The sequence below is a fragment of the Paraburkholderia sp. genome (genome assembly GCF_028283785.1).
Classification (GTDB): domain Bacteria; phylum Pseudomonadota; class Gammaproteobacteria; order Burkholderiales; family Burkholderiaceae; genus Paraburkholderia.
Genome location: NZ_JAPWKB010000019.1, coordinates 801,263 through 824,776, shown reverse-complemented (window position 1 = coordinate 824,776; position 23,514 = coordinate 801,263). Strand labels below are relative to the sequence as shown.

Here is a 23,514-nt window from a genome sequence, read left to right as displayed (position 1 = left end):
CCTCTGCGCCATCGTCGCGCAGCGGGTTGCGCGCGCGTGCGCGACCTGAGGCACGAGACGTGTCCGCCGCGCGGTCCGTCGGGCAGGTCCAGTCATCTCTGCGGCAACCGTCCCACGCGCACTACGCCACTCGCCCGTCGTCTTCTCTCGCCGCTTCACGACGCCCGGCACGCCAGCTAAACGCTTCTCCGCACCGGAGCCGCGTTTGCGGCGGGCCGGGCCGATCTCATCTGTGTTGCATCCGCATTGCTTCCCTATCCTGATCGAACTGGAGACCCGTCATGAAGAAGACGAAAACCTGCTATCTCACCGAACTCGACGTCGCGCGCCTTGAAAAACACGCGGCCCATCCCGCCGCCGACGCGCGACTGGCCGACATGCTCGACACCTTGCTGATGCGCGCCGCAATCGTGCCGCCGCAAGACATTCCCGCCAACGTCGTGACGATGAACACGCAAGCCGCGCTTGCCGACGAAACCGGCAACGAGCAGATGACGTGGACCGTCGTGTATCCGCCGGATGCGAATTTCGGCGAAGGCCGGCTCAACGTGTTTTCGCCGGCCGGACTCGCGTTGCTCGGCGCGAAACGCGGCGAGACGATCCGCTTCACGACGCCCGGCGGCGAAGTCCGGTCGCTGAAAGTCGAGCGGATCCTGTTTCAGCCGGAAGCAGCCGACAACTTCACTTTGTAAGCGGTCCGTCATTGTCGGGACGGGTTGCCAAGCGCGCCCGGCCCGGTGTATCGTGTGCGCTGCTAACGCGGGGGTCCTGCGTCGCACGGTGGCTGGAATGCCGTGCTGCGTGGGTGAGAAATACCCTTTGAACCTGATCTGGATAATGCCAGCGCAGGGAAGCGTACGGAATTCGCCACTGCCTCACCTGTTTCACCGCAACACATCCGGCGCGAATTCCGCTCACCTTCCATCTCGTTTCCGCTTTAGCTTTTCCCCCTATCGCATTGCATACGACCCGCGTACGCGCTCAAGCGCCATCGCTCCGGTCGATAAGGAGAGAAGCATGAACGCCAATCCGAAATTCCTTTCCGCTGACGCGCACGTCGATGCCGCTGCGGTCGCCCCGCTGCCCAATTCCCGCAAGATCTACGTGACCGGATCGCAGCCCGATATCCGGGTGCCGATGCGCGAAATCACGCAGGCCGACACGCCCGACAGTTTCGGCGGCGAGAAGAATCCGCCGGTCTACGTGTACGACACGTCGGGCGCGTACACCGATCCCGACGCCACCATCGATATCCGCGCCGGTCTGCCCGCGCTGCGTCAGCGCTGGATCGAAGCGCGCGGCGACACGGAATCGCTGGACGGTCTGTCGAGCGATTACGGCCGCGAACGCGCCGCCGACCCCGCCACCGCGGATCTGCGGTTTCCCGGCCTGCATCGCACGCCGCGTCGCGCCAGCGCCGGCAAAAACGTGTCGCAGATGCACTACGCGCGACAAGGCATCGTCACGCCGGAAATGGAATACATCGCGATCCGCGAAAACCAGCGGCGCGCCGAGTATCTGGACAGCCTGCGCACCAGCGGTCCGAACGGCGAAAAGCTGGCCGCGATGATGGGCCGTCAGCATCCGGGGCAATCGTTCGGCGCGGCGTCGTTCGATCCCGCCGCGTTGCGCGCGATCACGCCGGAATTCGTTCGCGACGAAGTGGCGCGCGGCCGCGCGATCATTCCGAACAACATCAATCACCCGGAAACCGAGCCGATGATCATCGGTCGCAATTTCCTCGTGAAGATCAACGCGAATATCGGCAATTCGGCGGTGACGTCATCGATCGGCGAGGAAGTCGACAAGATGACCTGGGCGATCCGCTGGGGCGGCGACACGGTGATGGATCTGTCCACCGGCAAGCACATTCACGAAACGCGCGAGTGGATCATCCGTAATTCGCCAGTGCCGATCGGCACGGTGCCGATCTATCAGGCGCTCGAAAAGGTCAACGGCAAAGCCGAAGACCTGACGTGGGAAATCTTCCGCGACACGCTGATCGAACAGGCCGAACAAGGCGTCGATTACTTCACGATTCACGCGGGCGTGCGTCTGCAATACGTGCCGCTGACCGCGAAGCGGATGACCGGGATCGTGTCGCGCGGCGGCTCGATCATGGCGAAGTGGTGCCTCGCGCATCACAAGGAAAGCTTTCTCTACGAGCATTTCGAAGACATCTGCGAAATCATGAAGGCGTACGACGTGAGCTTCTCGCTCGGCGACGGCCTGCGTCCGGGTTCGATCTACGACGCGAACGACGACGCGCAACTCGGCGAACTGAAGACGCTCGGCGAACTCACGCAGATCGCGTGGAAGCACGATGTGCAGGTGATGATCGAAGGTCCGGGCCATGTGCCGATGCAACTGATCAAGGAGAACATGGACCTGCAACTGGAATGGTGCGACGAAGCGCCGTTCTACACGCTCGGACCGCTGACCACCGACATCGCGCCCGGCTACGATCACATCACGTCCGGCATCGGCGCGGCGATGATCGGCTGGTTCGGCACGGCGATGCTCTGCTACGTGACGCCGAAGGAGCATCTCGGTCTGCCCAACAAGGACGACGTCAAGACCGGCATCATCACGTACAAGCTCGCGGCGCACGCGGCGGATCTCGCCAAAGGTCATCCGGGCGCGCAGGTTCGCGACAACGCGTTGTCGAAAGCGCGCTTCGAATTCCGCTGGGAAGACCAGTTCAACCTCGGCCTCGATCCGGACAAGGCGCGCGAATTCCATGACGAAACCTTGCCGAAGGATTCCGCGAAGGTCGCACACTTCTGCTCAATGTGCGGTCCGCACTTCTGCTCGATGAAGATCACGCAGGACGTGCGCGAGTTTGCAGCGCAGCAAGGCGTGACCGACGACGAAGCGTTGAAAAAAGGTATGGAAGTGAAGTCCATCGAGTTCATGAAGAAGGGCGCGGAAATCTATCAGCGCCAGTAAGTTCTGACGCACCCGTCAGGTACACGTCGCGAACGCATCACGCGTTCGCCGAGGCCCGCTTTCGAGCGGGCTTTCTTTTTGCTGACGATGTTCATGCGGAGGCGCGCGAGTAGCGAAGCGGCGTGGCGGTGAGAGAAACATCTGATTACGAAACCGACACTCTGCTGACAAGCGCACACAAATCGAAACGGGACGCGGCGATACGATGCACCAGCAGGTGAGCGCACGACGCCCGCCCTTTCATAAGACACAGGAGTCGACATCATGAAATCGTTCCATCGAATCGGTACGCTCGCGGCGCTGGTCGCAGTGGTCGCGAGTCTGTCCGCGTGTGACGGCATGACCACACGTCAACGCGATACCGCTATCGGCGCGGGTGTCGGCGGCGCGGCGGGCGCGGCGCTCGGCGGCAATGCGTTATCGACGCTCGGCGGCGCGGCAGCGGGCGGCATCATCGGCAATCAGGTCGGTAAGTAACGCAGTCACGCAGTCAGGCTGACAGGCGGCGCATTCACGCCGCACGACGGACGGCGCCGCATCGCAACACGATGAAATACGCCGTTACCAGTTTGCAACATGGCCGCGACGCCGCGAGCGTAAGCTCGGAAGTCTGATTCGCGCCGGATCGATTGCACAGCGGATTGCACAGCGTCCCGACGCTGCGGCAAGCAGCCGGACGGCGCGACGCAACCGGAGCGCGTCATGAGCACCCAGTACACCGTTACCTTTACGTTTGCCCGTCTTCGCGCGGCGCGACATTCGCGTCTCGCCCGTCTGCTCACGCTGCCCGCTGCAGCGGTCGCGTTATGCGGCTCGCTGGCCGGTTGCTATTACCCGTACGGCTACTATCCGTACGGCTACTCCGGCTATTACCAGACCGTGCCGGTGGGCGCCGCGCAAACCGAAGTGCCGGTCGGCTCGACCAATCCGCCGCCGCCCGCTCCGAGCCAGGCCGCGCCGCCCACGTACGCGGTCGCGCAACCGCCGGTGTATGTCGCGCCGCCACCGCCGGTCTACTATCCCGCGTATTACCCGGCTTACTATCCGTCGTATCCTGCGTACTACGGCTGGGGCGGCCCGGCGATCTCGTTCAGTTTCGGCGGCTACTGGGGTGGCGGTCGCGGCTGGCACGGCGGCGGCTACGGACATCGCCACTGACGCCCGCCAGCGCTCACTTTTTCACGGATCACACCCATCACACGACGCGGCCGCGGCACTCCCGGCCGCGTTGTCGTATCTGCGGGCCGGTCTGCTTCACTCGTTTGATGCGCGCCATCCGGCGTCGCCGGTAGTTCCCCGCCTTGACTCCGCGTGACGGGGTTCTATGCTGGAACCAGTCCCACGCACTACCTGCTTAATACTTTTCAGATGATCCGGCTGCGTGCATCACGCCGAGGTCCGTGCGCAAGCCGTCGTCATCCGCTTTATCGCGTGACCGCTCCATCTGGTTTCAGACGCTATCCGCGACGCGCGGGGCAGTCGATTCGCGCGCCGACTCGAACAACAACGAAGGAGACGTGATGTTTCACCAACTGCTCACTCCCATCGGCAATGCGCTACTGCCGTCTTTCCTCGTCGCGGCGCTGCCGATCATCGTCGTGCTGTTGCTGCTCGGTGTCGCGCGCCGACCTGCGTGGCAGGCGTCGCTGGCCGGGCTGGTCGTCGGCTTGCTGGTCGCGATTTTCGGCTGGCATTTCCCGGTCGGTCTGGCGATCGACTCGGTCGTCGCGGGCGCGGTGTTTGCGTGCTGGCCGGTGATGTGGATCGTGTTCGCGGCGATCCTGCTCTACAACATTTCGCAGCGCTCGGGCCGCTTCGCCGCGTTCCGGATGTGGATGATCGACAACCTGCCGAACGATCGGCGCATCGTGCTGGTGGTGATCGGCTTTTCGTTCGGCGCGCTGCTCGAAGGGATTTCCGGTTTCGGCACGCCGGTCGCCATCACCAGTTCGCTGCTGATCCTGCTCGGCTTCCCGACGCTCGAAGCGCTGACCTTTACGCTGATCTTCAACACCGCGCCGGTCGCGTTCGGCGCGCTCGGCGTGCCGATCACCGTACTCGGCGCGGTCACCCATCTGCCCACCGACGCGCTCGCGAAAATGGTCGGCCGCCAATTGCCGTTCTTCGCGTGTCTGCTGCCCTTCTACGTGATCGGCATCTACGCGGGCTTTCGCAACATGCTGCGGGTGTGGCCGGTGCTGCTGGTGTCGGGACTGAGCTTCGCGCTGACGCAGTTCATCGCGTCGAACTACGTGAACTACAGCCTGACCGACGTGCTGTCGTCGATGGTGTCGCTGATCGTCACGATCGCGTTTCTGAAAGTGTGGAAGCCGCTGCCCGACCCTGCGTTCGCGATCAACATCGACCGCGTCGGCGAGACGCGCGGCAAGATCAGCGGCGCGCAGGGCTGGTATCCGTGGATCATCGTGTCGGTGGTCGTGATCGTGTGGACCATCGCGAAGGTCTTTATGATCGGCGACATCAAGATTCCGTGGCCCGGTCTCGACAAGGCGGTCTACATCACGCTGTACAACACGCCTTACAGCGCGGTCTGGGACTTCCAGCCGCTCGCCACCGGCACCGCGATCCTGGTCGCGGCGATCATCACGTCGCTGGTGGTCGGCCTGAAGCCGGTGGAATTCGGCGCCGCGATCGTCGACACCTGGGTGCAGACGCGCATCGCGATCCTGACGGTCGCGACCATCGTCGGGCTCGCGTATCTGATGAACTACTCGGGGCTGAACTACACGCTCGGTCTCGGCGTCGCGTCGGTCGGGCCGTTCTTTCCGCTGGTGTCGGCGTTTCTCGGCTGGGTCGCGGTGTTTTTGTCCGGCAGCGATACGTCGGGGAACGCGCTGTTCGGCAACCTGCAGGTGGTCGCCGCGCATCAGCTCAATCTGAATCCGGTGCTGATGGCCGCGACCAATTCGTCGGGCGGCGTGATGGGCAAGATGATCTCGCCGCAAAATATTTCGACCGGCGTTGCGACCACCGAGCTCAAAGGCAAGGAAGGCGTGGTGTTCGCGAAGACCTTCAAGCATTCGATCCTGCTGACGATCGTGCTCGGCATCCTCGTGTGGCTGCAGCAAAACTATCTGCAAGGGATGATTCCGCATTAGATCGCCCGGCGGAACGCGACCGGTAATCCAGCCAATCGCGTCGCCGGACCGTCGCCGGTCCGGACCTTACGCCCTCAGCGTCGCTACGACGACGCTGAGGGCGTGATGCATCTCATATCGCAATTTTTCTCACAAATCGGTGAGATTTCCTCGTTTTGCTTCTTTCCTTTCGACGCTTACGATACAAGGGTTCCGGCGCGAACGACGGAACCCGCCAGGCGTCCACGACGCCAGCAAAGCAGCGCAAACGTGAATACAGGTACGACATCACGAACCCTTGAGACAGTCGCGCGATTCCCGTTGCTTGCTGTTTCATTCCAGCGTGAAACGTTGCACCTGCCAGCGCTGCTACCATCCGTTCGCGTCCCGACTCAACCGCGCGTGACCACCGCTCGATGAACTCAAAACACCTGTTTCAGTTGCTGATCCTCGCCGCGCTATGGGGCGCGTCGTTCCTGTTTATCCGGGTCGGCGTAACCGATTTCGGCGTGGCGCCGCTGATGGCCTTGCGCGTGGGCATCGGCGCGGCGTTTCTGCTGATCGTGCTGGTGACCCGTCGCCCGCTGCGCGAAGCCGCAGCGACGATGCGCGCGCGCGCCGTGCCGCTGCTCGCGGTGGGCATCCTGAACTCGGCCGCGCCGTTCTGCCTGTTCGCCTACGCGGAGTTGACGCTGTCGGCGGGCGTGACGTCAGTGATCAACGCGACCACGCCTTTATGGGGCGCGCTGGTCGCGTTCCTGTGGCTCAAGGACCGCTTGAATGCACTGCGCAGCATCGGCCTGGTGGTCGGTTTCATTGGCGTGCTGATGCTGGTCTGGGATCAGATCGCGACGCCGCACGGCGCGGCCGCCACGCCCGCGACCACCGCGCTCGCCGCCGCCGCTGCCCTCGGCGCGACGCTGCTGTACGGGATCGCCGCAAGCTGGACCAAGCGTCATCTGACCGGCGTCGATTCGCTGACCGTCGCCGCGGGCACGATGACCGCCGCGACCGTCGTGCTGCTGCCGCTCGCCGTGATCTACTGGCCGTCCACGCCCATCTCGATGCGCGCGTGGGGCGCCGTGCTCGGACTCGGCGTGGCGTGTACGGGCATCGCGTACCTGCTGTTCTTCCGGCTGATCGCCGCAGTCGGTCCGGCACGGACCATCACCGTCACCTTCGTCATTCCGATCTTCGGCATTCTGTGGGGCGCGCTGTTCCTCGGCGAAACCGTCTCGCCCGGCATGCTCGAAGGGTGTGCGGTGATTCTCGCGGGCACGGCGCTGGCCACCGGCGTCATCAAGCGTTTGCCGGGCATGCACACGCGCCGCGCCGATACCTGAAACCGCCCGCATCGCCTCTGCGCTGATTCCCGAAAGCGCGGCCCGTTAAACGGCCGCGCTTTTTTTCATGTCGTTGCGGCCGACAAAAAAATCGCCCGCGCTCCAAGGGGGCGCGGGCGAAACCGTCACCCTACGAGGATAGGCGACGGGGCCACTGTGGCCGCGCAACGCGCTGGCCGTCATTCGACGCAACGCCGGCGAGGTCGCCGTCATTGCCTGTATCTGGGTATTCGCTTTGAAACTTCAGGGTCACTCGTCTGGTGGCATTGCCGCGCGTGTCGCGGGGGTCTGCATTCAGCGCATCGCGCCCTTTGATACCTATAAAGCAGCTAATGTGCCAACCAGATATCAAACGAAGATGATGGGTGTAGTACGTTGATTTACTGCGCTTTTTTATTTTTCACCGGCACGAAACCGGCAGCGTGTCGGTTAACGTCCGCACGTTACGAGGCGTTACGTCACGTAACGCCTCGCCGCACATTCCGGCGCGTCACCGGACATCGTGAACGCCCGGCGAAACCGGCGCGGACGCGCGCGACCGACTACGCGCGAGCCGGATCGACCGGTCTTCACGCGGCGACAAAGCCGCGCCGCACACGAGCGCCAGCACGAGCAGGCTGGCTGCCCACATCCAGTAGGGAATCACGTCGAACATGGCCGTCTCCTGATTGTTATGGCTCAGGATCGGTCAAGCAAAATGCATGCGAATCGGCGGGCGCCGCACGCGGCCGCATGCACGATTCGCGCAGCCATAAAAAAACCCGCGCCGGGGATGACCCTCGGCGCGGGTTTTTCGCTGCATCCGCTCAGGCGCCGAAACGTCTGGAGCCCCGGCCGGAGCGGGCTCCGGCGCGGACGATGCATGCGTAACGCTTAGTGCAACTGGTCGACCATCAGACCCATGATCTGCTTGGCCGGCGCCGACGAATCGATATTGCCGGCATTGTCGACCACGGCGACGCGCGTCTGGTTTTGCGTGACAGCGCGCACGTTGACCAGATATTGCTTCGCTACCTTTTCCTTCTTGCCATGGAACACCTGGCTCCAGAAGCCCTGCTCCGCCGACGTCATATCTTGCGGATCGACGTAACGGACGTAGTACACGCCACGGTTGCGATCGCGGTCGTCGACGGTGAAGTTGCTGCGATCGAGCGCGACGCCCACACGCAGCCATGCACGGTCATACGACTCGCCGAGCGTGAGTTCGGTCGACGTGGCTTGCGCCGACATCTCGTCGCCATTCGCCGACGGATGAACGGCCGGTGCGGGCGGTTGCTGCGCCGCGAACGCGACGTTTTGCGCGGCCGTCGCCGCTGCCGCCGACTTCGCGCCTGCGGTGGCCGCGCCCGGTGCATCCTGCGAACCAGCCGGCGACAACGTAGCCGACGCCGTGGTGGCCGGCTTCGTACGCGAATCGGCCAGCGCCAGTGCGCTCATCAGACGCTTCAGGTATTCGGTTTCGAGACCCGGATCGTTCGGCTTCGCGACCCACTTGCTGGAATCGTTGTTGTTGCCGCTCAGCTGTTCGGTCATGCCCTTCTGGCTGATGAACACGTAGGTGCCACCGTTCGGCGCCGTTTCGAGACGCGTGCGGTACTTGTTGCGCTCCGACGTGACATACGAGTTGCCCATTGCCTTCGACAACGTGCCACGGATCAGGCCGTCGTTGATCTGCGCGTGGGTTTCGTTCCAGTCGGTTTCCATCACGCCCTTGTCGCGCTGGTCGACCACCAGCAGGAAGCCCTGCTCCTGCCAGAAACGGCGGATTTGCGGCCAGGCGTCGGCGGGCGCCTTGCTGTCGAGCACGAGCCAGCTTTCGGTGCCGTCGCGCTGGATATGCATGCCGGTCACCGGCGGGACCACGGCGGTGTCGGTCACCGGCGCTTGCGCCTGGACCTGCTTCAACTGCGACAGCGACGTTTCACCACCTTGCGGCGGGAGCGAACGTTGATCGGCGGTTTCGTCGATCAGGTTCGGCGGAACGGCAAGTGACACTTCCTTCGATTTCGAGTCGCTCTTGTAATCGATTTTGGTCGGCGACGAGGTGCCACAGCCGGCGACCAGACCGCCTGCCATCAGCAATGCTGCGAACCGCTTGGTAAGACGAAGATCAGTCATGTTCGGGGAATCCTTCCGCAACGCCACGGCAAGTTTCCGTGGATCAACCCGGCATTTTACCGGTCCCCGATCAACCTGTGCAAAAAGCACAGCTTCCGATCCTTTCCGGCATCGCAAAACCACCGGCAAGACCGCATCGGCACGGGGCCGGATGGAAACTTCCGGCAGCTTTGCGACGCTCGAAAAGCGGCCCGAATCGCGCCGCGTCGAGGTCGTTGCCGTTCGCTATCCCGTACCGACGAGAGACGAAATACCGCGTCGATTTAACAGCAGTTCACATTTCCGTAACTGGTGTACGGCATTCCCTACACCATCGCCACCTGATTGATTCAACGGAACATTCCGCCATTTTGCGACAGCGCCGAAACGCGGCGCGGCGCCGCGCGTGGACCGTCCGCGTGGGTCGGCGACGAAAGCCCGGTGGTATCTTGAATTTGAGTTTTGCAGACAAAAACACACGATAATTTCGAGGCCATCCCATCCATGAATGCCACCGCAGCCCGCCATGGCGGCGCACTGACGATCGCGCTCGCCGCGCTGATCCAGGCGCCCGCCGCTCGCGCCGAACTCGGCGGCACGATGTCCGCCGCGCCGTCTGCGCACAGCGCGGCGCAATCCGTCAGCGCAACGGCAGCCGCCGTTCAAGCCATGCAAGCCACCCAGGTCACCCAAACTGCATCGCCGACGATGCGGGTCAACGGCGCGGTCCAGGTGCGCGCAACGACCGACGCAGGCGGCACGACGATCGACGAATACGCGTCCGCCGATGGCCGGATCTTCGCCTACACATGGGAAGGCCCGACGATGCTGGACTTGCGAAACCTGCTCGGGCCGTATTACGACGCGTACCGCGCGGGCACCGATGCGAGCCGCGCCGACCTTCGCAGCCTGCACGCGAACCGCGTCGCGCGCGATGGCGTGATCGTCGAGGCGGGCGGACAGATGCGCAGCTACGTCGGCCGGGCGTGGCTGCCCGCCGCGTTGCCGCCGGGCGTCACACCCGACGATCTGCAATAACCGGAGCGCGCGATGTCGAAAGCTTGGATTGGCGCGTTGACCGGCGCGACGGTCGTGGTGGCGCTCGCCGCGTGCGGCGGCGGCGGATCGGACAGCGGAAGTAGCGGAAACGCTGGAAACGGTACGAACGGCGGCGGGAACGGTAACGGCGCGTCCGCGCCTGTCGCGGCGAGTGCACCGGCTGCGTCGGCGCCGGTTTCGATCCCGCAATCGACGCTCGCGAACGTCCAGCCGATTACCGTCACCACCGCGCCCGGCCTGACGCGCAACATGCTGACCACCAGCGTGACCGTCTGCGCGCCCGGCACGTCGAACTGCGCGACCATCGATAACATCCAGGTGGACACGGGTTCGCACGGCCTGCGCGTGCTGGCGTCGGCGTTGCCCGCCAGCATGTCGCTCGGCGCGGTGACGCCCGGCACGTCGTCGGGCGGGTCGTCGAATACAGGCACGACCAGCGCCGAATGCGCGGTTTTCGGCGGCGGCTTCACATGGGGCACGGTCCGTCTCGCCGACGTCCGGATGGCCGGACAGCTGGCCGGATCGGTGCCGATCCAGCTGATCGCCGACCCCGCCGTCCCCACGACGCCGGCCGATTGCGCCGCCACCGGCTCGCCGATGCAGTCCAGCACGGCGCTGCACAGCAACGGCATTCTGGGCGTCGGCCTGTTCGCCGCCGATTGCGGCAGCGGCTGCGCGAACGCGGCTCTGCCCCGCTGGTATTACGCGTGCACGGACGGCACGTGTGCGGCCAGCGCGCAACCGGTCGCGTCGCAGGTGACCAACCCCGTAAGCCGTTTCGCGCTCGATAACAACGGCGTCGTGATCGATCTGCCGGACGTGCCCGATGCGGGCGCGGTATCGGTGACGGGCTCGATGATTTTCGGCATCGATACGCAGTCGAACAATACGGTCGCCGGCGCGACCGTGCTGAAAGCGAATTCCCAAAGCGGCTTCGTCACCACGACCATCGACGGGACGAACTTCACGCGCAGCTACATCGACAGCGGGTCGAATGCGGTGTTTTTCAGCAGCGCCGATCTCACGCAATGCGGGTACTGGTATTGCCCGGCGTCGCCGCAAACGAAAAGCGCGAGCGTCGCCGGCAGCGACGGCGCGGCCCGCCCGGTGACGTTTACGGTCGCGAACTCGCGCAACCTGTTTTCGAGCGTGAACTATGCGTTCGACAATCTCGCGGGCATCGCGAGCAACAGCTTCGGATGGGGATTGCCGTTTTTCTTCGGACGACGCGTTTTTACGGCCATCGCGTCGCGCGCGACCACGGCCGGCAGCGGACCGTATTTCGCATTCTGATGGTGGGATGACGGCGAGCGGCGGTCTGCGACCGCCTTCGGCTCACGCGATCCGGCCGGACCGCGCGCACATGCGGCGACGCTTACTCGTCCGATTCGTGATTTACCGTGTCGTCGTTGAGTTTGACGAGCTTCGCGGGATTGAGCCAATGAAACGCCGACAGCGTTTTGCCATCGAACGAGCATTCGGCGGCCGCCTGCTCGACGATCTTTTTGGGCTTGCCGTTGTCGCGCTTCGGCGTGGCCAGCGCCACCACTTTGCCGAGCAGCGTCGGGTCCGACTCCGGCTTCGCGGCCGCAGCCTCGGACGCGGTCATATCCCGCGTGACCGTGGCTTCGACCACCACGCGTTCGCCGTGAATCGCCGTCCCCGTATGCGTGATCGCGACACGCCCAGGCTCCGCCGACGTCTCCGCCAGTTTGCTGCGCATCGTCTGCTCGCAGGCGCTGGGATTCGTGTAGACGCTGACGCAACCCGCCACGAGGGCGGCGAGCGTCACGCATGCGAGAGTGATTCGAATAGTCATTGAACGGGCGCAGGAAGTGGGGTTTTAGCTGTCGGGGATTGTAGCGTATGGCTTCCTCGCGCACCGGCAGCGCCACACTGTCACTGCGTTACACCGCCTCGCCATCCCGCCAGCGGCGAGCCATATCCGCCCGCCTGGGTATTGTTGGGCAAACCGTTGACGAGTTGCGCCCTCGGGTCGGTCGGGTTGAGTTCCATCTCACCCGCCTGGCGGTTGCCGTGCGTCGGATACTCGCTGCCGCGCGCGGCGTTCGGCATCAGCCGCGTGCTGTTCTGCGCTGCGTGAATGTCGTCCTGTGGCGTCAGCCCTTGCGCGAACGCGCCACATGTCAGTCCAATACCCAGTACGACGACCGAAACCTTGCTAGCCAGATGATTCATGTTCATGTCCATCTCCTTCGACAAGAGTGAGACCACGCGCCACCGTCAACGCAAAAACCACGCGCTCACACGAGAGACAGCAGCCCTTTCCCCTATACGCACATCGCACGCATGCGGATGCAGAAGCACGCAGCACGCCCGATCGCCTATCCTTATACGAATCGCCGCGAAGACCATGCCGACGACGACGATGCGCCTTCGCGAATGCCCCAATCTCTGACCCGAGCCTGCCATGCCACCGATCACCTCACATCCCTTCGCCACCCTCCGGCTCGCCACGTCGATCATGCTGGGCGCGTCGTTGCTCGCGGCCGGATGCACGATGACGCCGAAGCCGCGCACCGACACTGCGGACGCATCCGCAACCGCAGCAACCGCACCGACGACGTTACAGGCGGCCATCGCCGGCCCGCAACGCACCGACCGCGCCAGAGCGCGCGACGTCTACCGGCATCCCGCGCAAACCTTGCAATTCTTCGGCGTCACGCCGACGCAGACCGTGCTGGAAATTGCGCCCGGCGGCGGCTGGTACACCGACATCCTCGCGCCGTGGCTGCACGCCGACGGCAAGCTTTACGAAGCGGAATACGACAGTCCGTCGCATGAAGACGACGCCGAGGAACAGGCGAGCCGCGCCGCACTCGCGCGCAAGTTTGCCGCCACGCCTGCGCTTTACGGCGGCGTCGTGATCGGCACGTTACGCGACGGCCAGTTTCAGGGCTTCGATTCGAATGCCACGTTCGACGCCGTGCTGACCTTCCGCAATATCCACAACTGGATCAAGGACGGTCAGATCGACGCGAATTTTCATGCGTTCTATGCTGCGCTCAAACCGGGCGGCGTGCTGGGCGTCGAGGAACATCGCGCACGGCCTGGAACCACGCTTCAACAGATGATCGATAGCGGCTACGTGACCGAGGCGTATGTGATCCAGCATGCGCGCGCGGCCGGTTTCGAACTGGCCGGGTCGAGTCCCGTGAATCACAATTCGCGCGACACCACGCAGCATCCGAACGGCGTGTGGTCGTTGCCGCCCAGCTACAAAGGCGGCGACATCGACAAGGCGAGCTTTGCCGCGATCGGCGAATCCGACCGGATGACGCTGCGATTCGTCAAACCGCAGTAAGCGGACCGACCCCGGTTACCGCGACGATTGCATCACCGCGCACGTACGAAAAAAAACGCCGCTATCGATCGATAGCGGCGTTTCCGTTTTTGCGTCCGTGAAGCGAAACAGGCGTTACTGTCCCCACGATTCCGGCAGACTGTGCGTGAGCGTTTCGACGAAACGCGCGGTTTCGGGCGCACGCGGTCGGGTGAAGATATCGCGCGACGCACCCTGCTCGACGATCACACCGTTGCTCAGAAACACAACGTCGCGCGCAATCGATGCGGCAAGCCGCAGATCGTGCGTCGCCATCAGCATCGTCATGCCTTCTTTCGCGAGCTGCTTCAGCACTTCGACTACTTCGGCCGCAAGACCGGGATCGAGCGCCGACGTCGGCTCGTCGCACAACAGCACTTCCGGCGAAGGCGCAAGCGCGCGCGCAATCGCCACGCGCTGCTGCTGACCGCCCGACAGCGTCGCAGGCCACGCATCGGCCTTGTGCGCAATGCCGACCTTCGTCAGCAATTCCTGCGCACGCACGCGAGCGCGTTCCTTGTTCCACTTCTGCACGGTCAGCAGACCTTCCATCACGTTCTGGATCACCGTCAGGTGAGGAAACAGCTGGAAGTTCTGGAACACCATGCCGGTACGACGCCGCACACCGAGCACCGCGTCGCGCGAAGGCTTCGTGTCGCGATTGAATACGATCCGCTGATCGCCGAGTTCGAGCGAACCCGCCTCGGGAATTTCGAGCAGATTCACGCAGCGCAGCAAGGTGCTCTTGCCGCTGCCCGACGGTCCGATCAACGCGGTAACGTTACCGGCCGCGAGATGCAGATTCACCGAATCGAGCACCTTGTGCTCGCCGAAATACTTGTCGATGTTATCCAGCTTGATCATCAGTTACCCGTCTGGAAAAGCGCGTGACGGCCGAACTTGCGTTCGAGACGAACTTGCGCGGACGACAGTACCGAGCTGAACAGCAGGTACACCAATGCTGCTTCCGTGTAGAGAATCAGCGGTTCGTAGGTGACCGACGCGATTCGCTGTGCGGCCTGAAACACTTCGGGCACCGTCAGCACAGCGGCAAGCGACGTGTCCTTGACCAGCGCGATAAACGAGTTCGACAACGGCGGCAATGCCACGCGCGCCGCTTGCGGCAGGATCGCGCGACGCAATGCCTGCGCGCGCGTCATGCCCATCGAATACGCGGCCTCCCACTGTCCTTTGGGAATCGACTCGATGACGCCACGAATCACTTCGGAGTTATACGCACCGACGTTCAGCGAAAAACCGATGATCGCCGCCGTCAGCGGATCGAGCACGATACCCACGTTCGGCAGGCCGTAGAAGATCACGAACAGCTGCACGAGCAGTGGCGAACCGCGGATCAGCCAGACGTAGAAACGCACGATCGCGACGGACCATGCAGGTCCGAACAGGCGCACCAACGCGACGACAAACGCGAGCGTCAGACCGAGAGCGAACGATGCGAGAGTAAGCGGCACAGTGAACACCAGCCCCGCATACAGCAGGGGCCACAGCGACTGCGCCATCAGATGCAACCAGGCGGGCATGATTCAGACTCGCGACAGGATTACTGGGAGACGTCCTTGCCGAAATACTTCTTCGAAATCTTTTCGTACGTGCCGTCTTTCTTCATGTCGGCGAGCGCCTTGTTGATCGCGGCTTGCAGTTCGGGGTTGCCCTTGCGGATCAGCACGGCCGACTGGTCGCCGCTATCGGCGGCGTTGTCGAGCGCGGCGATCTTCACCTTGGCGTCCGGCTTATGCTTCTTGAAGTCGAGGTACGACAGCGAATCGTTGACGGTGGCATCGACGCGGCCCGACAGCAGCAGGTCGATCGATTCGTTGAAGCCTTGCACCGGCACGACGTCGGCGCCATGCGCCGCGGCCAGTTTGCCGAAGTTGCTGGTCAGCGTATTGGCCGACTTCTTGCCTTTCAGATCGTCGAAAGTCTTGATGCTCGTGTTGTCCGATTTGACGATCAGCGCCGGATGCGACGTGATGTACGGCTCCGAGAAATCGTATTTGACCTTACGGGCATCGGTGATACCGACTTCGTTGATAACCGCGTCATAGCGATTGACATCGAGACCTGCGATCAGGCCGTCCCATTTGCCTTCGATGAATTCCGGCTTGACGCCCAGGCGTTGCGCGATTGCCGTACCGATTTCGACGTCGAAGCCCGTCAGTTTGCCCGACGCGTCATGGAACGTGAACGGTGCGTAGGTACCTTCGGTGCCGATCTTGAACACACCGGCCTGCTTGATTTGCGCGAGGTTGTCGGCGGCGAAAGCGGCGGTTGCGGTGACGGCTTGCAGCAGCGCTACCAGCAGGATGGAACGGATTTTCATGTCGTTGGGCTCCGGAGAGATGTGATTCGTGGTGTTGGGCTAGTGTTCGCTACAGCTTTTTTGCTTGCGGCGGACTGTAGCAAACCAGCGGGGCTTCCACAAAGCATCTGGTTTTCGAATCATATGCCGTGGGGTTATATGGCGCTTTCTGGACGCCTTTTGGGCGCCTGCGGCGGGCCATTTTTGGGCTCGCCCCTGACTGGCGGCGGGTCGCTGCGCCCCACGTGGCGGGAATGTCGCGGGAGTTTAACGCAAATGGGAATGGGGGTTGGGTGGCGGGTTTGGGGTGGCGTGGGTTGGTTGTCCCGGTTTCGCGGTGGTTTGCCTGGATCGTCCCTGTGCGGGACCGGGTGCGTTTTGCGGTTCGCATGGTGTTGGTTTGGTTGCTCATGGCGTCGCGTGCGCGTCCTGTATTCACGCTGGTCTGCCTGGATCGTCCCTGTGCGGGACCGCACCTACTTTTCTTTGCTCGCGCAAAGAAAAGTAGGCAAAAGAAAGCGCGTTTACCTCGCGCTTCGTAGCGAGTGGCGGCTAGTAATTTTCGGGTAGTGGACCGCGCACGTTTGGAGTCGGCGTTCCGTTCGGCTTGGTGGTCCGCGCCCGCACATCCCGCCAGCTGCGCGGCGGTAGCCCACTTCAAAAACCCATTTGCGCCACGCTATTTTTCGGTCTTCTCGACTGTTCCGGCGTCCGGCCCGAAGCGCGGTTTGCGCACGGCATCCGCCCTCCTTAGGACCATTCCGGCGTCGGCTCAAAGCCCGGTTTTCACCACCCGATTTGCCAGCCTTCACGACCGTTCCAGCGTCCGGCTCAAGGCCCGGTTTGCGCCACGGCATTCACCCGCCTCCACGATGGTTTCGACGTTAAGCCTAGCCTGGAATTTTGCGCGCGAGAACGGACCGGCGCATGCCAGGAAAATGGGTGTTGTGACGGACGGAGTGCAGTGCGCGAATGGCGCTGAGAGGAAAAGACGGGGCTGTGCCCGTCGGCTGTCGCGGAGCGAACAGCCGGAACGAATGACTGCCTTGTCACTAGCTTAAGCGGTGCGACAACTCAAATCGTGCGCGGTCCACTACCCGTTCTGAGAGGACGCCACTCGCTACGGAGTGGCGGTGTAAACGCGCTTTCTTTTGCCTACTTTTCTTTGCGCGAGCAAAGAAAAGTAGGTGCGGTCCCGCACAGGGACGATCCAGGCAAACCGACGTGAAACCGGGACCAACCAACCCAGACCAAACCAAACCAAACCGACCCCAAACCTTCACCTCTCCACCGCCACCGGCTCCTTCAACCGGTTCGCCACCCTGACAGCATCAAAATAAGCCCCATTAGCGGGCCGTTTCAAATACCGCCCTGCCCCGCGAACCGCCCTCAAATCCCCATCGCTCCACACATGCGCGCCACGCGAAAACGTCTGCGTCGCAACACCCTTCACCGTCATCCCCTCGAACACATTGAAGTCCACTTTCTGATGATGGGTCTTCACCGAAATCGTTCGCGTCGCTTCCGGATCCCACACGACAAGATCGGCATCCGCGCCAACCTGCACCGCGCCCTTGCGCGGATAAAGATTGAAAATCTGCGCTGCATTCGTCGACGTCACCCGCACGAATTCATTCGGCGTCAACCGCCCACTGTTCACGCCGTGATGCCACAAAATCGACATCCGGTCTTCCACACCACCGCATCCGTTCGGAATCTTCGTGAAGTCCTCGCGCCCCATCGCTTTCTGCGACGCGCAAAACACGCAGTGATCGGTCGCGGTGGTATGCAACTGCCCCGCCTGCAATCCGCGCCACAGCGCCTCACGATGCTCGGCCGAACGGAACGGCGGACTCATCACGTGCGCGGCTGCACGATTCCAGTCGGGATCGCGATACACCGCTTCGTCGATCACCAGATGCCCGGGTAACACTTCCCCAAACACACGCAAACCCTCGCTGCGCGCTCGCGCAATCACATCCACGGCATCCTTCGCCGAGACATGCACGATGTACACCGGCACGCCCAACACCTGCGCAATCCGGATCGCCCGGTTCGCGGCCTCGCCCTCCACCTCCGGTGGCCGCGACAATGGATGCGCCTCCGGTCCGGTCAGTCCGCGCGCCAGCAACTGACGCTGCAACTGAAAGACCAGTTCGCCATTCTCCGCATGCACGGTCGGCAACGCGCCCAGCTCCAGCGAGCGCGTGAAACTGTTCACCAGCACTTCGTCGTCGGCCATGATCGCGTTCTTGTAGGCCATGAAATGCTTGAAACTCGATACCCCATGCTCGTTCACGAGCGTGCCCATGTCGCGATGCACGGACTCGTCCCACCATGTCACCGCCACATGAAAACCGTAATCCGCCGACGCCTTCTCCGCCCAGCCGCGCCATTCGCGAAACGCATCCATCAACGGCTGCTTCGGACTCGGAATCACGAAATCGATGATGCTGGTCGTGCCGCCCGCCAGACCCGCCGCGGTGCCCGTGTAGAAATCGTCGCTCGCGGTCGTGCCCATGAACGGCAACTCCATATGCGTGTGCGGATCGATTCCGCCCGGCATCACGTACTGTCCGCTCGCGTCCACGATCGTCGCACCCGCAGGCGCCTCGAGGTCCGCGCCGATCTGCAGGATCGTGCCGCCATCCTGTGGGTCCGCACACAACACGTCAGCGCGATACGTACGCTCCGCATCGATCACCATGCCGCCACGAATCAGGGTCGTCATCTGCTTGCCTCCTCTACGACTGCAATATGGGTTTGCCGCTTCTGTACCGATTCGCGCATGCGAGCATGCATCGGTATCGTCGCATGCGTCACGCACTCGCAATGCGTGCGCTCGATCCTTTGCTCAACTTCATCCACGCGCTGTAGACGATCGACGCCAGCGCGAGCCCAACGAACCATGCATACGTGTACACCGTATTGAAGAATGCCGGCACGTTCGGGAACGACGCGGGGAACGCGGTATGCAAAAAGCCCGGCAGATTCGGCAGCACGCCGATCACCAGTGCCACCACCGCACCGATATTCCAGCCGCCCGTGTAACTGTATTCGCCATGCTCGTCGAACAGTTCGCGTTGATCGAGACGAGTGCCGCGAATCAGGAAGTAATCCACCATCAGAATGCCTGCGACCGGTCCGAGCAACGCGGAATATCCCACCAGCCACGTGAAGATATAACCCTGCGTCGTTGCGAGAATCTTCCACGGCATCATCACGATCGCGATCGTCGCCGTAATCATGCCGCCCGCGCGATATGAAATACCCTTCGGCCAGAGGCTCGAAAAGTCATAGGCCGGACCGACGAGATTCGCGGCGAGGTTGCAGCACATCGTATCGAGCGTCAGGATGATCAACGCGACACCGACGCCCACGCCCGTCATCCGGCTCGTCAGATCGATCGGGTCCCAGATCGCCTTACCGTAAATCACCACGGTCGCCGACGTCACCACCACCGAGATCACCGACAACAACGCCATCGGCAGCGGCAAGCCGATCGATTGCCCGACGATCTGGTCACGTTGCGATTTCGCAAAGCGCGTGAAGTCGGGAATGTTCAGCGCGAGTGTCGCCCAGAAGCCCACCATCGCCGTGAGGCCCGGCCAGAATGTGACCCAGAACAAGCCCTCTTTCTTGCCGCCCGCGACGAATTGCGACGGCGCCGACAGCATCGTGCCGATCCCGCCCGCCTTCGTCGTCGCCCACCACACGAGCGCGATACACATGATCACCTTGACCGGCGCGGACCAGCTTTCGAGCCAGCGAATCGAATCGGTGCCATGCAGGATGAAGTAAATCTGCAAGGCCCAGAACGCCAGAAAACACGCGAGCTGTCCGAGCGAAATATCCAGCAGCGGCAGTGCGGCGCCATGCAACGCATTGCCGGTCAGGATCTTCAGCAACGTATAGATCGCGCTGCCGCCGAGCCATGTCTGGATCCCATACCAGCCGCATGCGACGATCGCCCGCAACAACGCCGGCAGTTTCGCCCCTTGCGTGCCGAACGACGACCGCACCAGCACCGCATACGGAATGCCATGCTTCGCGCCCGCATGGCCGATCAGCAACATCGGCACCAGTACGATCAGATTGCCGAGCAAGACTGTAATCACGGCCTGCCACGGCGACATGCCCTGCTCGGTAAGCCCCGCGGCGAGCATGTACGACGCGATATTCATCACCATCCCGACCCACAGCGCGGCAAAGTGATACCAGCGCCACGTGCGTTGCGCGGCACCCGTCGGCGCGAGGTCGTCGTTATAGAGACTGCTGTGCTGCGCGCCTGCGGCCAACTGCGCGTCGGCGGGTTGCGCTGTGTGCTTCATCAAGGATCTCCACGTGGCGTTGTCACCCGCGCGACATCGTCGTGCGCGTCGGGTTCGGTCAAAGAACGGTTAGGGCAGAACGGTCAGACACAACATTCACAGCGCGCCCGAGGCCCGAGGCGCGATCCACAATTCACGATTTACACCGCATGAACCGCGACGGGCGCGAGCGCATCGCCTACTGCACTTGCTTCGGCCGGTGCATCGACTCGCGCCGGGTTGTTCGGATGCGTGGTCCAGTTCGCGTACTCGCCGCTGTCGACGCGCTCCATCGTGATGCATTGCTCGACCGGGCAGACATGCATGCATAAATTGCACCCGACGCATTCGGCGTCCACCACGTCGAAATGACGCACGCCGTCTTTTTCGCGCGTGATTGCCTGATGCGATGTGTCCTCGCAAGCGATATGGCACAGGCCGCACTGGATGCATTTGTCCTGATCGATACGCGCCTTGATGTCGTACTTCATGTTCAGGTACTTCCAGTCGGTGACGTTCGGCACGGCGCGTCCGCGAATGTCGTCGAGCGTCGCGTAGCCTTTCTCGTCCATCCAGTTCGACAGGCCGTCCGCGAGGTCCGACACGATCCGGAAACCGTAATGCATCGCCGCCGTGCATACCTGCACGCTGCCCGCGCCGAGCACCATGAATTCGGCGGCGTCGCGCCAGGTGCTGATGCCGCCGATGCCGGAGATCGGCAGGTTCGGCGTTTCGGCGTCGCGCGCGATTTCCGCGACCATATTCAACGCGATCGGCTTGACGGCCGGACCGCAATAGCCGCCGTGCGTGCCCTTGCCATCCACGGTCGGCTGCGGCGCCATCGCGTCGAGATCCACGGAGACGATGGAGTTGATCGTGTTGATCAGCGACACGCCATCGGCGCCGCCCTTATAGGCGGCACGCGAGCCCAGCCGGATATCGCTGATGTTCGGCGTCAGCTTCACGAGGCATGGCAGCTTCGTGCCTTCCTTGACCCAGCGCGTGACCATCTCCACATACTCGGGCACCTGTCCCACCGCCGCGCCCATACCGCGCTCGCTCATCCCATGCGGACAGCCGAAATTCAGTTCGACCGCATCGGCGCCGGTGTCTTCGACCAGCGGCAAGATCCATTTCCAGTCGCGCTCGTTACACGGCACCATCAACGAGACGATCATCGCGCGGTCCGGCCAGTCGCGCTTCACTTGCGCGATCTCTCTCAGGTTCACGTCGAGCGGACGATCGGTAATCAGTTCGATGTTGTTCAGTCCGGCCATCCGCTGGCCGTTCCATTGCACCGCGCCGTAGCGCGAGCTGACGTTGACCACGTGCGGGTCGAGTCCCAGTGTTTTCCAGACCACGCCGCCCCAACCCGCTTCGAACGCGCGATTCACGTTGTAGGCTTTGTCGGTCGGCGGCGCGGACGCCAGCCAGAACGGATTCGGCGAGGTGATGCCGGCGATCGTGCAACGGAGGTCGGCCATGATCGGCTCCTGTATTGTGGCTTCGCGCGTGTCGCGTGATGGGTCGGATCGGGCTCTGCGGCCCGGATGCTTGCGATGCATGCGTATCGCGCATGCATCGCAACGTACCGCTATTCAGGTATCGAAAGCATGCGTAGCCGTCATGCGGCCTTGATTGCGGCATGCGCGAGTTGCGCATCGATCGACGCCGCCGCGAGCTTGCCGTCCTGCACCGCCTGCACGGTCAGATCGAGCGTGGGCGTATCGCCGATCGCACAATCGCCGCCCGCCCAGACACCCGCCAGCGATGTCCGGCCATGCAGATCCACCGCGATCCGGTTGCCGTCGAGCGTCAACAGATCGCGTTCGAGTCCGACCGGCACCAGCGTCTGGCCGATTGCCTTCAGCACCATGTCCGCCTCGACGACGAAACGCTCCGTCGCGCCGTCGACCACACGTTCGAATTCGACGCCGCTCACCTGTCCTTGCGCACCCGTCAGCCGAACCGGCTTCGCATGCGTGACCAGCGTCACGCCCTGCGTCTGCGCAAATTCGCGCTCGGCCCACGTTGCGCTCATTGCATCGACACCGCGCCGATACACCATCGTCACCGATGTCGCGCCAAGCTTGCGGCTCTGCACTGCCGCATCGACCGCCGTATTGCCGCCGCCGATCACCACCACGCGCCGGCCTACCGGCACGGTCGACAGATCGCCGGCCTGGCGCACCTGTTCGATAAACGTGACGGCATCGAGCACGCCGTCGAGCGCCTCCCCTTCGATGGCCAGTTCACGCACGCCCGTCAAACCGATCGACAGAAACACCGCGTCGTGTTGACGGCGCAACGCATCGAGGCTTACATCGCGGCCCAACGCGACACCCGTTTCGATGTCGATACCGCCGACCGAGCACAACCAGTCCACCTCACGCTGCGCAAACGCATCGACCGTCTTATACGCCGCGATGCCGTATTCGTTGAGTCCGCCCGCCTTGTCACGCGCGTCGAAAATCGTCACACGATGGCCCGCGAGCGCTAGCTTGTGTGCGCACGCCAGACCCGCCGGACCCGCACCGACGACCGCGATGTGCCGCCCCGTTTCAGGCGCACGCGCGAACAGCGGTTGATCGCGTTGCATCGCCCAATCGGTTGCATGACGTTGCAGCGCGCCGATCGCCACCGGTTTCGCATCCTGATGATTTCGGACGCAGGCGCCTTCGCACAGGATTTCCGTCGGGCATACCCGCGCGCACATGCCGCCCAGCGGATTCGCCGACAGAATATCGACGGCTGCGCCCTTCAGATTGCCGTTGCCGATCTTGCGGATAAAGCTCGGGATATCGATCTGCGTCGGGCATGCGTTGACGCAGGGTGCGTCGTAACAGTAGTGACAGCGACTCGCAGCCGCAGCGGCCGCAGTGGGATCGAGCAACGGTGCGACATCGCTGAACTTGCACGACAACTCATCAGCCGACAAACGATGCGCGGCGATATCGCCGAAAGACGGGGTGGCCATAGATGCTCCCTTCGACAC

20 protein-coding genes and 1 riboswitch are annotated in these 23,514 nt (G+C 63.1%); of the genes, 9 read left to right on the top strand and 11 right to left on the bottom strand.

All coding sequences use genetic code 11. The annotated features are described in order from the left end of the window. The first annotated feature begins 281 nt into the window (after positions 1-281). The 6 genes from PW947_RS26005 to PW947_RS25980 all read left to right on the top strand — a co-directional run bounded on the left by PW947_RS26005 (position 282) and on the right by PW947_RS25980 (position 7,390). A complete protein-coding gene (locus tag PW947_RS26005; protein WP_299635250.1) occupies positions 282-692 on the top strand; it encodes a GreA/GreB family elongation factor in 411 nt (136 codons plus the stop codon). A gap of 59 nt (positions 693-751) precedes the next feature. Continuing rightward, a riboswitch (TPP riboswitch) is annotated at positions 752-870 on the top strand. A gap of 147 nt (positions 871-1,017) precedes the next feature. Beyond that, positions 1,018-2,949, top strand: a complete 1,932-nt coding sequence (gene thiC, locus PW947_RS26000; protein WP_299635249.1) for a phosphomethylpyrimidine synthase ThiC — start codon at positions 1,018-1,020, stop codon at positions 2,947-2,949. Positions 2,950-3,213: 264 nt separating this feature from the next. Continuing rightward, on the top strand, positions 3,214-3,426 hold the full coding sequence (locus tag PW947_RS25995; protein ID WP_299635248.1) for a glycine zipper 2TM domain-containing protein: 213 nt from the start codon (positions 3,214-3,216) through the stop codon (positions 3,424-3,426). A gap of 225 nt (positions 3,427-3,651) precedes the next feature. Next, positions 3,652-4,107 carry a hypothetical protein gene (locus tag PW947_RS25990; protein WP_299635247.1) on the top strand — a complete coding sequence of 152 codons (456 nt, stop codon included), beginning with the start codon at positions 3,652-3,654 and terminating at the stop codon, positions 4,105-4,107. Positions 4,108-4,469: 362 nt separating this feature from the next. Continuing rightward, a complete protein-coding gene (locus PW947_RS25985) occupies positions 4,470-6,068 on the top strand; it encodes an L-lactate permease (RefSeq protein ID WP_299635246.1) in 1,599 nt (532 codons plus the stop codon). 395 nt (positions 6,069-6,463) lie between these two features. Beyond that, complete coding sequence (locus tag PW947_RS25980; RefSeq protein WP_299635245.1) at positions 6,464-7,390, top strand: DMT family transporter; 927 nt, start codon at positions 6,464-6,466, stop codon at positions 7,388-7,390. A 490-nt stretch (positions 7,391-7,880) separates the two neighbouring features. Here the strand turns inward: PW947_RS25980 and PW947_RS25975 are convergent, their stop codons facing one another. Both PW947_RS25975 and bamC read right to left on the bottom strand, forming a co-directional pair. Continuing rightward, positions 7,881-8,045 carry a hypothetical protein gene (locus tag PW947_RS25975; RefSeq protein ID WP_299635244.1) on the bottom strand — a complete coding sequence of 55 codons (165 nt, stop codon included), beginning with the start codon at positions 8,043-8,045 and terminating at the stop codon, positions 7,881-7,883. A gap of 218 nt (positions 8,046-8,263) precedes the next feature. Next, entirely contained in the window at positions 8,264-9,508 is a 1,245-nt protein-coding gene (gene bamC / locus PW947_RS25970) for an outer membrane protein assembly factor BamC (protein ID WP_299635243.1), read from the bottom strand. 483 nt (positions 9,509-9,991) lie between these two features. Between bamC and PW947_RS25965 the strand changes: the two genes are divergently transcribed. Both PW947_RS25965 and PW947_RS25960 read left to right on the top strand, forming a co-directional pair. Continuing rightward, a complete protein-coding gene (locus PW947_RS25965; RefSeq protein ID WP_299635242.1) occupies positions 9,992-10,525 on the top strand; it encodes a DUF2844 domain-containing protein in 534 nt (177 codons plus the stop codon). A gap of 12 nt (positions 10,526-10,537) precedes the next feature. After that, positions 10,538-11,839 (top strand): DUF3443 domain-containing protein, encoded by a 1,302-nt coding sequence (locus PW947_RS25960; protein ID WP_299635241.1) that lies wholly within the window; start codon positions 10,538-10,540, stop codon positions 11,837-11,839. An 82-nt stretch (positions 11,840-11,921) separates the two neighbouring features. On the opposite strand, the gene PW947_RS25955 is transcribed toward PW947_RS25960, so the two are convergent. Both PW947_RS25955 and PW947_RS25950 read right to left on the bottom strand, forming a co-directional pair. Then, positions 11,922-12,365, bottom strand: a complete 444-nt coding sequence (locus PW947_RS25955; RefSeq protein ID WP_299635240.1) for a hypothetical protein — start codon at positions 12,363-12,365, stop codon at positions 11,922-11,924. 80 nt (positions 12,366-12,445) lie between these two features. Then, complete coding sequence (locus PW947_RS25950; protein WP_299636021.1) at positions 12,446-12,745, bottom strand: hypothetical protein; 300 nt, start codon at positions 12,743-12,745, stop codon at positions 12,446-12,448. Between the two features lie 322 nt (positions 12,746-13,067). Here PW947_RS25950 and PW947_RS25945 point away from each other — a divergent pair, with 322 nt between their 5' ends. Then, a complete protein-coding gene (locus PW947_RS25945) occupies positions 13,068-13,871 on the top strand; it encodes a methyltransferase (protein WP_299636019.1) in 804 nt (267 codons plus the stop codon). A 114-nt stretch (positions 13,872-13,985) separates the two neighbouring features. Here the strand turns inward: PW947_RS25945 and PW947_RS25940 are convergent, their stop codons facing one another. From PW947_RS25940 to PW947_RS25910, 7 genes are all read right to left on the bottom strand, one after another. Then, complete coding sequence (locus tag PW947_RS25940; RefSeq protein ID WP_299635239.1) at positions 13,986-14,753, bottom strand: amino acid ABC transporter ATP-binding protein; 768 nt, start codon at positions 14,751-14,753, stop codon at positions 13,986-13,988. After that, positions 14,753-15,430 carry an amino acid ABC transporter permease gene (locus tag PW947_RS25935; protein WP_299635238.1) on the bottom strand — a complete coding sequence of 226 codons (678 nt, stop codon included), beginning with the start codon at positions 15,428-15,430 and terminating at the stop codon, positions 14,753-14,755. Before PW947_RS25935 ends, PW947_RS25940 begins: the two co-directional genes overlap by 1 nt. A gap of 20 nt (positions 15,431-15,450) precedes the next feature. Next, positions 15,451-16,230, bottom strand: a complete 780-nt coding sequence (locus tag PW947_RS25930) for an amino acid ABC transporter substrate-binding protein (protein ID WP_299635237.1) — start codon at positions 16,228-16,230, stop codon at positions 15,451-15,453. A gap of 1,258 nt (positions 16,231-17,488) precedes the next feature. After that, entirely contained in the window at positions 17,489-18,940 is a 1,452-nt protein-coding gene (gene hydA, locus PW947_RS25925; protein WP_299635236.1) for a dihydropyrimidinase, read from the bottom strand. Between the two features lie 88 nt (positions 18,941-19,028). Next, positions 19,029-20,540 carry an NCS1 family nucleobase:cation symporter-1 gene (locus PW947_RS25920; protein WP_299635235.1) on the bottom strand — a complete coding sequence of 504 codons (1,512 nt, stop codon included), beginning with the start codon at positions 20,538-20,540 and terminating at the stop codon, positions 19,029-19,031. Between the two features lie 140 nt (positions 20,541-20,680). Next, entirely contained in the window at positions 20,681-22,003 is a 1,323-nt protein-coding gene (preA, locus tag PW947_RS25915) for an NAD-dependent dihydropyrimidine dehydrogenase subunit PreA (RefSeq protein WP_299635234.1), read from the bottom strand. 140 nt (positions 22,004-22,143) lie between these two features. Further along, positions 22,144-23,496: an NAD(P)-dependent oxidoreductase gene (locus PW947_RS25910; RefSeq protein ID WP_299635233.1), complete on the bottom strand. Its 1,353-nt coding sequence runs from the start codon at positions 23,494-23,496 to the stop codon at positions 22,144-22,146. Positions 23,497-23,514 lie beyond the last annotated feature (18 nt).